The organism is Noviherbaspirillum sp. (genome assembly GCF_036846085.1).
In the GTDB taxonomy this organism is placed as follows: domain Bacteria; phylum Pseudomonadota; class Gammaproteobacteria; order Burkholderiales; family Burkholderiaceae_D; genus Noviherbaspirillum.
Genome location: NZ_DAIUCO010000161.1, coordinates 1 through 11866, shown reverse-complemented (window position 1 = coordinate 11866; position 11866 = coordinate 1). Strand labels below are relative to the sequence as shown.

The 11866-nt window shown below is 61.0% G+C and carries 11 protein-coding genes and 1 pseudogene; 5 read left to right on the top strand and 7 right to left on the bottom strand.

What is annotated here, in order from left to right; genetic code table 11:
• Window positions 1-33 precede the first annotated feature (33 nt).
• Entirely contained in the window at window positions 34-459 is a 426-nt protein-coding gene (locus tag V7080_RS17325; protein WP_334189647.1) for a MarR family winged helix-turn-helix transcriptional regulator, read from the bottom strand.
• A gap of 151 nt (window positions 460-610) precedes the next feature.
• Here V7080_RS17325 and V7080_RS17320 point away from each other — a divergent pair, with 151 nt between their 5' ends.
• Entirely contained in the window at window positions 611-1645 is a 1035-nt protein-coding gene (locus V7080_RS17320) for an alpha/beta fold hydrolase (protein ID WP_334189646.1), read from the top strand.
• A gap of 55 nt (window positions 1646-1700) precedes the next feature.
• Here the strand turns inward: V7080_RS17320 and V7080_RS17315 are convergent, their stop codons facing one another.
• Together V7080_RS17315 and V7080_RS17310 are read right to left on the bottom strand one after the other, a co-directional pair.
• Window positions 1701-2450, bottom strand: a complete 750-nt coding sequence (locus tag V7080_RS17315) for a general secretion pathway protein GspB (RefSeq protein ID WP_334189645.1) — start codon at window positions 2448-2450, stop codon at window positions 1701-1703.
• Window positions 2451-2454: 4 nt separating this feature from the next.
• Entirely contained in the window at window positions 2455-4197 is a 1743-nt protein-coding gene (locus V7080_RS17310; protein WP_442947248.1) for an AAA family ATPase, read from the bottom strand.
• A gap of 215 nt (window positions 4198-4412) precedes the next feature.
• On the opposite strand from V7080_RS17310, the gene V7080_RS17305 reads away from it, so the two are divergent.
• The 3 genes from V7080_RS17305 to V7080_RS17295 all read left to right on the top strand — a co-directional run bounded on the left by V7080_RS17305 (window position 4413) and on the right by V7080_RS17295 (window position 6179).
• Entirely contained in the window at window positions 4413-5201 is a 789-nt protein-coding gene (locus V7080_RS17305) for an EAL domain-containing protein (RefSeq protein ID WP_334189643.1), read from the top strand.
• A gap of 76 nt (window positions 5202-5277) precedes the next feature.
• Window positions 5278-5802: a DUF3617 domain-containing protein gene (locus V7080_RS17300; protein ID WP_334189642.1), complete on the top strand. Its 525-nt coding sequence runs from the start codon at window positions 5278-5280 to the stop codon at window positions 5800-5802.
• A gap of 50 nt (window positions 5803-5852) precedes the next feature.
• Window positions 5853-6179: a hypothetical protein gene (locus tag V7080_RS17295; RefSeq protein WP_334189641.1), complete on the top strand. Its 327-nt coding sequence runs from the start codon at window positions 5853-5855 to the stop codon at window positions 6177-6179.
• A gap of 80 nt (window positions 6180-6259) precedes the next feature.
• On the opposite strand, the gene V7080_RS17290 is transcribed toward V7080_RS17295, so the two are convergent.
• The 3 genes and pseudogenes from V7080_RS17290 to V7080_RS25430 all read right to left on the bottom strand — a co-directional run.
• Window positions 6260-6688, bottom strand: a complete 429-nt coding sequence (locus V7080_RS17290; protein ID WP_334189640.1) for a hypothetical protein — start codon at window positions 6686-6688, stop codon at window positions 6260-6262.
• A gap of 18 nt (window positions 6689-6706) precedes the next feature.
• Window positions 6707-7081: a hypothetical protein gene (locus V7080_RS17285; RefSeq protein ID WP_334189639.1), complete on the bottom strand. Its 375-nt coding sequence runs from the start codon at window positions 7079-7081 to the stop codon at window positions 6707-6709.
• Window positions 7065-8108 (bottom strand): annotated as a pseudogene (locus tag V7080_RS25430) (CHRD domain-containing protein); the annotation flags it as partial. The pseudogene V7080_RS25430 and the gene V7080_RS17285, both read right to left, overlap by 17 nt.
• Window positions 8109-8806: 698 nt before the next feature.
• On the opposite strand from V7080_RS25430, the gene V7080_RS17275 reads away from it, so the two are divergent.
• Complete coding sequence (locus V7080_RS17275) at window positions 8807-11416, top strand: sensor domain-containing protein (RefSeq protein WP_334189637.1); 2610 nt, start codon at window positions 8807-8809, stop codon at window positions 11414-11416.
• A gap of 20 nt (window positions 11417-11436) precedes the next feature.
• Here V7080_RS17275 and V7080_RS17270 read toward each other — a convergent pair.
• A partial coding sequence (locus V7080_RS17270; RefSeq protein ID WP_334189636.1) for a class I SAM-dependent methyltransferase occupies window positions 11437-11866 on the bottom strand: 430 nt, incomplete at its 5' end.

The following is an 11866-nucleotide window of genomic DNA, read 5'->3' as shown; positions in this document are numbered from 1 at the left end:
GAATGTATATACACCTATATGCGCAAAAAAAATTTACTGGCCGATTTTTTGCGTTAACTGAAAAACGGTTTTGTTCAATCCATCCAGATCGATATCCCCGGCAAGGTGGACAAATTCCTTTTGTGCGCCTTTCCACAACGGGATTGCAAGCTGAAGCCGCTCATTTCCCTCCGGCGTCAGGTGCCAGTGCCGTTCCCGGCGATCCTCCCCCGGTTCCGATGCGATCCAACCACTGGTCTGGATGATTTTCAACGTGCGGGTGAGCGTCGTGCTGTCCATTGCCAGCGCCCGCGCCATGTCGCCGGTCGTCATGCCCGGAAAAGCGGACAGCACGCGGAGGATGCCGAACTGGGTGATTTTCACGCCCGACGGCTTCAGCGCATGGTCGTACATCTGCGTGATGACGCGCGCCGCTTGCCGGATCGAACCACAGTAGCAGGGGAGACGGAATGGTTTCACGGGAGTCAAAGGGGAGAAGGCATGAATGGAATATATATGCATATACATTTAATTGTCAATTTGCGCGGTGATGTTCGGCATTGACAGGACTGCATTGAACTTAGCGCAAAGCATGTCGTTCCAACACGACCAGAATCCATAAGGACGCGACATGAAAAGCAACATTATTCCAACGTCATCCAAACAATCCGGGTTGCGCGGCGGCAGGGCATTGCTGGTTGGCGCCGGTCTCGCCCTGCTCGCCTCCGCAGTGGCGGTGCGCTACAAGACGCAGCAGGCGGAAATGAAGAATCCCCCGACGGGGCGGTTTATCGATGTCGATGGCGTGCGCTTGCATTATGTCGAGCGTGGGCACGGACAACCGCTGGTCCTCCTGCACGGCAACGGATCGATGACCAGGGATTTCGAGTTGAGCGGCATTGTCGACCTCGCCGCCGACGACTACCGCGTGATCGTATTCGATCGTCCGGGATATGGGCACAGCGAGCGCCCTCGTAGCACCATCTGGAGCCCGCAGGCGCAGGCCGGGTTGCTGCACCAGGCATTGCAGAAGCTTGGCGTGGAACGTCCGATCATCGTCGGCCATTCCTGGGGAACGCTGGTCGCCCTTGCGATGGCGCTGGAGTTTCCGTCCGCGGTGCGCAGCCTGGTGTTGCTTTCGGGTTATTACTATCCGACGGCGCGACTCGATGTCCCGCTGTTATCCGTTCCAGCCGTCCCGGTCGTCGGAGATGTGCTGCGCTACACGGTGTCGCCGCTGATCAGCAGGGCAATGTGGCCCGGCATACTGAAGCAGTTGTTCGGCCCCGCGCAGATGCCGCAGCATTTTGAAGAATTCCCTGTCTGGATGGTGCTGCGTCCGTCGCAGTTGCGTGCCAGCGCGGCCGAGTCGGCGATGATGATTCCCGCCGCGAACACGCTCAGCAAACGCTATCGGGAATTGAAGATGCCGGTGATCATACGGTGCGGCGAGGATGACCGGATCGTGGATGCGCATGAGCAGTCCGGGCGACTGCATCGCGAAATACCCCAAAGCGATGTTGTGCTGACGCCGGGAATCGGCCACATGATCCATCACCTGGTACCGCATCAGGTCATGGAGGCGATCGATCAGGCGGCCAAGGCGTCACAGCCGGCACGGGTGGTCAGTGAGCATGTACATCGGGCGTCGACGCATCTGAACTGACCCGGATGGGCAGCCGGCGTGAGCCGGCATGCCGTCCCATGCCAGGCATAGCGGATCAATACGGCGAGCGGTACCGGTATCCCTTGTAATTCAGCACCATGCCTCCCTGTGTCAGCCGTTCCACTGCCAGGTCAGGCGCCACCTGGTCGCCTTCGCGCACCAGTTTTCCGTTGACCAGCACGGTGCGGTCCGCCTTGTTGGGAGAGTAAATATAGCCGTTGATGACCAATGGCGGAATCTCCCGTTGGATGTGATCCGGCAGTTCGCGCAGCGACGCGATCCGTTCCTCTTTCGGTGCCGCCGGTTCAGGCGCCGGCTTCTCCGCCTTCTCCGCCTTCGCGACCCGTTGCTCCGGTTTCGGTGCAGCCTTGGCGACCGCCTTCTGTTCCGCTTCCGCCGGTTTGGCCCGTTTGACCGGCTTTGCCGGTTTTGGCGCTTCGGGCGCTTCCTGTGGTTCCGACGGTATGGTTGCCGGCTTCGCTGCGGGCGGCTCGGACTTCGCGACAGGCTGTTCGGTTGCGACAGGGGCTGCAGCAACCTGGGGCGCCTGCGAAGCCGGTGCAGCCGGAGGTGCCGTTTGGACAACCTGCGCCGGGGGTGGAGCCTGTCGCGCTGATGTTTGCCACCAGGCGAGGCCGCCGCCGGCCATAGCCAGTGCAAGGATTCCTGCCCAGAGCGCGGGCTTGCGCCATGACGGTTGATGCGGGGTCAGGATGGATGCGGGCGGTTGCGCGTGGATGTTCGGCACTCCGCCCAGCTTCCGCTCGGATTCCGCTTTCTTCAGCGCGTCGAGTATGTAGGACATGTGACTATTCTCCGGAGGACGATGCGGTCCCGGCCTGGCGCAGCCGGGGCTCATTCATGCCGGCGGCACGGCTCAGGTGCATGAAGGTCACGGGACCGATCACGCCATCCACGCGCAGGCCTTGCGCGGCCTGGAATTCGCGTATGCGGCGGCTCGTGCTGTCATCCACGGGTTGGTTCGGGGCGGGCGGCGGCTCGCCGCTCAGTTTTGCCAGTTGCGCGGCGATACGGTCGACGTCTTCACCCTGGTCGCCTGGCTTGATGACCGTCCGCTGATTGGCAGGGGCGCGCCAGTAGGTGGCGAAATTTCCGGTGAAATAACGACTCAGCACCAGCAGGCTGACGGATTGCGTCCGGTCGCCGTACCGGAGCGTTGCGGCTGAATCCGTCAGGCCGGTCAGAATCGCGTAATACGGATTGCCCTTGCTGTCGTTCAGTGTCAGCACGGCCGGGCGATCGAGCTGGCGCAATCCCGCAAGCCCGCTGTCGCTCGCAAAGCAATGCATGCCTTGCTTGAGCGCCGCTTCGCAGGCATCGCCATCCTCGAGTTGCACGCCCCAGATACCGGCGAGCTGGCGGAACAGGTCGTTCTTGTTGTCGAGCGCAATAAGCGGCTTGCCGTCGCGTTCTGACAGGAGTCCCGGTTGTGGTTGCGCGGCGGGTTTTGGCTGTTGCGCATCGGTCGTGTTCTTGGCGACAACGGCATTGCCGGTGTTACCGGCATTGGCAGTCTCCTTGGCGGCGGGTGCTTGCGGCGGTGCCGCCGATATAACCGCCGGCGTTTTCCATAGCGCCTGCAGGCCGCCTTGCGCCCCGCCCAGCGTCCAGGCTGCGGCGCCTGCGCCGGCAATCAGCACACCGGCGGCAAGTCCCAGTGTGGCGAAGCGCCACTGCGCAGGCCGTGCGTCGCGCCGCCGCATGTATTGTTCCCTGCCGAAGACTTCTTCCGCGGCCTTGGTGATAATCCGCCGCTCCACCACATGCTTGCCTTCCGCATAGGCGCCGAGAAGGGCTCGGTCGCACAGCAGGTTGATGCGGCGCGGCACGCCCTTGGTCAATCGGTGAATATACTTCGCCAGCTTCGGCTGCAGCGGTGGTGCGGATTCCAGTCCTGCGACCGCCAGCCTGTGCTGGATATAACTGGCTGTTTCTGCTTCCGTCAGCGGCCGCAGGTGGTAGCGGGCGATGATGCGCTGGGCGAGCTGCTGCAGGTCCGGTCTTTCCAGCATCGTGCGCAGCTCGGGCTGGCCGATGAGGATGATCTGCAATAGCTTGCGCTCGCTGGTTTCGAGATTCGTCAGCAGCCGCAACTGTTCCAGCACGTCCGCCGACAGGTTCTGCGCTTCATCGATGACGAGTACGTTGTTCTGGCCTTCCGCATGAGTTTTCAGGAGGTAGCTTGTCAGCGCATCGACATAGTCCTTGACGCTGGCCGGCGCCGCATCGCCGCGTTCGAGCTTGATGTGGAATTCGTCGCAGACGGATTGCAGCAATTCATTGACCGTCAGCTTGGGATTAAAAATATAGGCGACGTTGCAGTTGGACGGCACCTGCTCCAGGAAGCAGCGGCAGACGGTGGTCTTGCCCGCGCCGATCTCGCCCGTCAGCAGCACCAGCCCGCCGCCGCCGCCGATGCCGTACAACAGGTGCGCGAGCGCCTCCCGGTGGCTATCCGTCATGAAGAGGTAGCGCGGGTCGGGAGCGATGGAGAACGGCGCCTGCTTGAGGCTGAAGAATCGGGTGTACATGGCGATGCAGAATTGATCCAGCGGCAAGGCTAGCATAAATGACTGGATGCGGTGCCGGCGCGGTAAGTGCTGCCTGTGCGGTCCTTGAACCGCCTGTAATGTTTGTTGAAAAAGTTCAATCCATGCGACAGAAAATTTAGCTTCTATTCACAGAACAAGATACACGGGGTATATTGCCTGTTTGCAATTGATGCCACGCCAAAGCGGGAGAAGCAATGATTCCAATTCAACCGGAGACCGAACGCCATACCCGACCGGTGGAGCAGGGCTGCTCACGATGCAAGGATGGCAACGCACTCGATTTCGAGTTTGACTATGCCTACCAGCCCATCGTCGATATCGGGAATCGATCCATCTTCGGGCATGAAGCGCTCGTGCGCGGCCCGCAGGGTGAATCCGCCTACTCGGTGCTGTCGCAGGTCAACGATGCCAATCGCTATACCTTCGACCAGGCGTGCCGGGTAAAAGCGGTCAGCGGCGCCGCGAAGCTCGGCATCAAGGAATACCTGGCGATCAATTTCATGCCCAATGCGATGTACCGCGCCGAATTGTGCATCCGCACCACGCTCGACGCCGCGCGCAAGCATGACTTCCCGGTACAGAAAATCATCTTCGAAGTTTCCGAAGCCGAACAGGTGCAGGACCGGGCACACCTGGTCAGCATCTTCAAGGAATATCAGCGACTGGGTTTTCAGACCGCGATCGACGATTTCGGTGCCGGGTATTCGGGACTGAACCTGCTCGCGGATTACCAACCCGACATCATCAAGGTGGACATGGGCCTGGTCCGCAACATCGATCGTGATCCGGTTCGGCAAGCGATCGTGCGCGGTATCGTCGCCATCGTATCGGGACTCGGCAAGCAGGTATTGGCCGAAGGGATCGAGACCAGGGAAGAACGGGACTTCCTTGCCTCGGAAGGAATACGGTTGATGCAGGGTTATCTTTTTTGCAAACCGGCCTTCAAGGCGATCGGCATCATCGATCCGTCGTCCTGGGAGTAAATCCGTGATCAAGGACGTTGTCGTCCGACCGCCTTGCTTGTAGCATGCCCGCTTTTGACCCGACCAAGGAATTTCCATGCGCACTACCGCCAGCTCCGCCATTTTGTTAGCCGTTCTTGCCTGTGCGGCGGGATCCGCCGCTGCCCAGATGAAACCGGGCTTGTGGGAAATGACGATGACGTCGGATGCAATGAAGAACATGCCGAAGCTGCCGCCCGAACAGGTCGAGCAGATGCGCAAGATGGGCGTGAGCATCCCGCAAAACGGCGGCATTGCCAGCAAGGTGTGCATTACCAAGGAAATGGCCGAGCGCAACCAGACGCCGGAGACCGGCATGAACCAGATGGGCTGCCAGGCGAAGAACCATCAGCGTACTGGCAACAGCTATTCGATGGATATCGTCTGCAACAGCACCGACATGAAGGGCGAGGGCAAAGCGAAGGGCACGTATGCCAGTAACCAGAGCTTTACGTCGACCTACGACTTCAAGGGCACCATGCACGGGCAGCCGGTGACGCAGCGCAGCGAGACCAGCGGCAAATGGCTTTCCGCCGATTGCGGCAACATCAAGCCTGTCGCGGAAGCGATGCCCAGGAAATAAGCAGGCACAGGCAGCGAAGGCGCGCATATCCACGGCTTCCTCATCCTGAGATGGCGCGCCGCTACCACTACCATGTCTATGTCGTCGAACTGTCGAACGACGTCCTCTACGAGCCGCGATTCCGAAAATCGAATCCGGATTACATCAGCGGCAAACCGTGCGTCTATGTCGGCATGACAGGCTTGAATCCCGACATCCGCTTCGACAAGCATAAGGCTGGCATTCAGTCGAATCAGTACGTCAAGCGATTCGGCCTGAGGCTGCTGCCGCATCTCTACGAAATGTATAACCCCATGCCTTACAACGGCGCGCGCGACATGGAGGTCGAGCTTGCGATCGGCCTGCGCGAGGCCGGTTACGGTGTCTGGCAGGCCTGAATTGCGCCGTTCCATCAACGAGCCGATGTGCCGGCCTGGCGGCACATCGGTCGTTTCCGCTTAAACGCCGGTAGCGGGTGCTACGGTCGCACCGCTGGTGCCCCCGGTTGCGGCTGCACCGGTATCCGCCGTTCCGGTACCCGCTGCTCCCGCGCCGGTGCCGGAGGCGTCGGTACTCGCTGTACCCGTATCCGTGGCGCCGGAGGCCGTTGTGCCGGTGTCGATCGTTCCCGTACCGGTTGTTCCGCTGCTCGGCGTGCCGCTGCCTGTGACTGTGGTACCCGTTCCCGTGGTGTCGGTGCCGGTGGTGCCGGTGGTTCCCGTCGCCCCGGTGCCGGTTGTGTCAGTACCTGTGGTTGCAGTACCTGCCGTGCTGCCCCCTGTTGTTCCGGCTCCCGTTGTATCAGTGCCAGTCGTTCCAGTACCTGAGGTGCCGCTCCCTGTCGTCCCAGCACCCGTGCCTGCACCAGTCGTATCTGCGCCGGCTGCGCCAGCACCTGTGCCTGCATCAGTCGTATCGGTGCCGGCTACTCCAACGCCTGTGCCTGCATCAGTCGTATCAGTATCGGCTGCGCCACCGCCTGTGCCTGCATCAGTCGTATCAGTATCGGCTGCTCCAGCGCCTGTACCTGCACCAGTCGTATCGGTGGCGGCTGCGCCAGCGCCTGTGCCTGCACCAGTCGTATCAGTGCCAGCTGCGCCACCGCCTGTGTCTGCACCAGTTGTATCGGTGCCCACTGCCCCGGTTTCTGTTGTTCCGCTTCCTGTGCCGCTGCCGGTTGTCCCAGTACCGGTGGAGCTGGCCGGGACGACGGCTTGCTGCAGGATCTGGCCGCGGATTTCGCCGGCGGGATTGGCAGTGCTATGAACGTTGAAATACATGTTCCCCGCGGCGAGCGCATTGTATTGATCTTCCGTGAGCGGAGTCGTGGTGGTCCAGACGCCGCTTCCCGGTGATGTTTCGGTCATCGGGAAAACGATGGGGCCGCTTGTGCCGAGCGGCGCCAGATGGATATGCGCGGCCGTTCCGACGATGCCGCTCGTTGCGACCGCTGCCGACAGCTGTCTTGTCGTGACATTGGTGTCCCCGGTGCTGCTGGCTGTGACCAATGCCGTGCCGGAGCCGACTGCCGCGGTCTGTACCGGCGGGGTCTCCTGGCTGCCGGTCAGCGTGGTGGCGAATGCCCGACCGTTTGCGGTGGCGGTGGCGGGCGTGCCGGTGGCCGGCGTTGAGCTGCCGGTTCCGGTGGCAGTTGGCTGCTGCAACTGGATGGGTCCGAGGATTTCTCCCTCAGGGAAGGCGGCGCTGCGCACGACGAAGACCATTCGTCCTGACGTCAGTGCACTGTACTGCGTTTCAGTGAGCGTTGCCGTCGCTGTCCATATGCCGCTGCCGACCGGCGTTTCCACCAGCGGAATAGCGGGCGCGCTGCCTGTGCCGGTGGTGGTGTCCTGGATCTGTGCCGCGGTACCGGTGAGGCCTGAAGTCGACACGGTAGCAATCAACTGGCGTGACTGCGGGTTTACCGTCGCGCTGCCGGTGCCCGCGGAGGCTGTCGGCGTCGCCGATGGTGGCTGCGTGCTGAGAATATTCGAATTGAAAATATTGAGCGCCTCGGTACCCGGCAGGGTGACGCTGGCAGTCGTCGGTGCAGTGCCGCTGGCGGATGTGCCGGTGCCGGTTCCCGTCCCTGTAGCAGGTGTGTCGCCGGTGGTTGCATTGGGCGGTGTTTCAGTCGTTGCGGTTGGCGTGGGAGTGGGCGTCGTGTTCGTTGGCGTATTGGCCGGCGTGTTGTCCGTTACCGCAGGATTGTCGGTGGTGGCGACGTTGTTATCGTCGTCATCGTCGCCGCCGCAGGAAACCAGTGTCAATGCCGTCAGTACGGCGAGCGAACAGCGGGTAAGGTTGAATCTGTGAATGGATTTCATGGTGCTTTCTCCTGAATGATTGGAGCGGGCGCGATCGGACGCGCGGTGCGCGGTCGTTCTGCAACCCGTGATGTGAACAAGGCGTCGCCATGCCGATTCCGGCATTCGGCGAGCAGCTACAAGCTAAAGCGCGTCCGCAGGCTGGAGCGGACGGAGCAAACTTTAGAACGGACTGGCAATGCAGCGACCGTGCCAGTCATCGCGCGTTGCTGGCTGCCGGCAATTGTTCTGCGAGCGCAATGCAGGGGTGCATCAAAACGCAGGAATTTGTCCATTTGTTTTGTCCGGTTATCGCTTTCGTTCCATCGCATTAAGACTTGTGCGGGCGTTCATCATTCATGAATGAACCGCATGCGTAATAACTACGCGTCCGGTAAAAAAACTACCGATATCGCGAATGACAGATTCGAGTTGATCGCAAGCGAATGCAATGGGCCGTGGATATCGGCCCGGCTCGGAAGTTCATTGCCGATAGCGGGCACTTATCCACATCACTATGTTCTTTGTTTTTCAAGTCCACCGGCACGCAAGGCGGTTCTTCATCTTTCAGGTCGCCCGTCGCCATGGAAGTCGGACTGGGTCCTTCGCGCCACGGAAAGACACGCTAATAACATATTGTGGCCAAGCAATGTTATTCTCTTGGGAAACATTCATTGCCGACCCAGCGTCCAGCGGCATCCATCATGGGAATAGAGAAGATGACAGCTTCCGGGGACCAGTCTCTTGCGCCTTCGTTGCCGGAGGAACGGCTTGCGGGGCTGGTCGCGCTATTGTCAGATTGGTATTGGGAACAGGACGAGCAGTACCGCTTCACCATCATGACCGGGCAGGGCTTGCAGACCGCCCATATCGACCCGCAACTCCTGCTGGGAACAAGGCGCTGGGACGGCGGCCGCACCGCGGTGAGCCTGGACGGAAGCTGGGAGCGTCACCGCGCCATGCTGGATGCGCGCCAGCCGTTTACCGATTTTGTCTACAAAACGGTGCGCGCCAGGGACCGTGCCCAGTACATCAGTACCAGCGGCCAGCCGATCTTCGATGCGAGCGGACGGTTTCGCGGCTATCGCGGTATCGGCAAGGATGTCACCCAGCAGGTTCAGCTCCATATGCGGCGCACCATCGAGCACGCGGTCACCCGCATCCTTGCATCGTCGGAGGATGTCGCCGGGTGCATGAGCCGCATCATCCAGGTGATCTGCGAAACCTTGGGGTGGACTTGCGGTGCGCATTGGCGGCTGGATGAGGCCCGCGGCATGCTGTGCTGCGCCGAAAGCTGGGCTGTCGCGTCGTTTCCCGTCGACGAATTCCTGCAGGCCGGACGACACGAGGTGCGGGTCGATCACACCCCTAGCGGCTTGATCCGGGCAGCCTGGGCAACCGGCGAACCCGTCTGGCTGCGTGACGTGGTTCAGGAACCGAGCTTTCGCCGTGCGGCTACCGCCGCCAAGGCAGGGCTGCACAGTGCGTTTGCCTTCCCGATCCGAAGCGGGCCGAAGGTGATCGGCGTGATGGAAATGTTCAGCCGCGATATCCACCGGCCGGATCCCGATCTGCTCGATTGCGTAACCTATGTCGGCGACCAGATCAGCCAGTTCCTGCAACTCGCCCAGGCGCGCTGCCAGCTTCGGCGCAGCGAGGAGCGCTATCGCAGCCTGACGGAGCTGTCATCCGACTGGCTATGGGAGCAGGATGCGCAATTCCGCACCACTTTCATCGACGGCGCAATGAAGGAAAAGGCCGGACTCGATCCCGCCGCCCGCATGGGTAAATTCCGCTGGGACCTGCCGGCACTGAACATGACCCCGGAAGACTGGGCGCGGCACCGCATGCAGCTTGAACGGCACGAGCCTTTCCATGAACTCGAACTGCGGCTGCGCGACCTCGACGGCAACGAGCGCTGGATCTCCGTCAGCGGCCGTCCTGTATTCGACGCGGAGAACCGCTTCTGCGGATACCGCGGCATCGGCAAGGACATCAGCGCCCGCAAGACGACCGAGGAGCGCATCCAGTATCTGGCTACCCACGACGGTCTGACCGGCTTGCCGAACCGCGCGCTCTTTAACGAAATCCTGCAGCTGGCGATCAACACCTCGCGGCGTTACAAGCGCAAGTTCGCGGTGCTGTTCATCGACCTCGACCGCTTCAAGCTCATCAACGACACGCTCGGACACGATGCCGGCGACCTGCTCCTCAGGACGATGAGTACACGCCTGACCGATTGCCTGCGCACCAGCGACGTCGTGGCACGGCTTGGCGGTGACGAGTTCGTGGTGTTGCTGCAGGAAGTCGAGGAAGAGCGCGATGTGGCGGCGGTGGCGGACAAGATCCTGTCGGTCGTGATGAAGCCGGTGGTGCTGCATGGGCAGGAATGCCGCGTTACCGGCAGTATCGGTATCTGCATGTACCCGTCGCATGCGCAGGACGAACAATCGCTGATGAAAAATGCCGACGTTGCGATGTATCGCGCCAAGGACGAAGGCAAGAACAATTACCGCTTCTATTCAGAAGACATCCGCTCGCAATCGCTGGAGCGGCTGGCACTGGAAACCAGCCTTCGCCATGCGGTCGAGCGGGAAGAGTTTTTCCTGCTGTACCAGGCCAAGCTTGACCTGAAGACAGGCATGATTACCGGTGTCGAGGCGCTGCTGCGCTGGAACCATCCGGAACTCGGCGTCGTCTCGCCAATGCAGTTCATTCCGCTGGCCGAAGAAACCGGTTTGATCATTCCGATCGGACGTTGGGTGATGGTCGAAGCGTGCCGCCAGAACGTTGCGTGGCAAAACCAGGGCTTTCCGCCGCTGTGCATGGCAATCAACCTGTCGGGTTGCCAATTCGCCGACGACTCGCTGCCGGACTCCATCGCGGATGCGCTGCGGCACTCCGGCATGGACCCCACATTGCTCGAACTCGAACTGACCGAAAGCATGGTGATCCAGCATCCGGATCGCGCATCGCGGCTCCTGGCCACCATCAAGCGCATGGGCGTGCGACTGGCGATCGATGATTTCGGAACCGGCTACTCGTCGCTGGCCCAACTGAAGCGGTTTCCGATCGATACCCTGAAGGTGGACCGCTCGTTCATTCGCGACATACCCGACGATGCCGGAGACAAGGCCATCACCAAGGCCATCATCGCAATGGGGAAAACCCTCAGCCTGACGGTGGTCGCCGAAGGCGTGGAAACCGAAGAGCAGGTCGAATTCCTGCGCAGCCATGCCTGCGACGAGATCCAGGGCTTCCATTTCAGCAAGCCGATCGCGCCGGAATCCTTTGCGGAGTTCTGGCGCCAGCATCGGCAAAACCATTAGGCTGCGGGGAAAGGTACGCGTCAGGTATTGCGGATCACCACCAGTTTCGACAGCCCGAAGACATTCACCTTCTTCACCGACTCGATTTCCCAGTCGTATTTCAGGATCTGTTCATCGAAGCAGAAGTCGGAGCGAAAACCGATCTTGTCCGCTAGGGAACGGACCGCCCGTTCCAGGAACCACCAGAAGCGGCTGCCGCTGAAATGGTTCAGGATCAGGATGGTGCCGCCCTTGCGGCAGACGCGGCGAATTTCCGCCACCAGCTTTTCCGGATTCGGCGTGACCGACAGCACGTACGGCATGGCAACGCAATCAAAGCTGCCATCCGGAAAGTCCATCGATTCCGCATTCATCGCCGCAAGCTTGATATCGTGGTTCGGCAATTTGCTGGCGCGTTCGCGGGCGATATCCAGCATGTGCGTGGAAATGTCGATGCCCACGATACGGGAG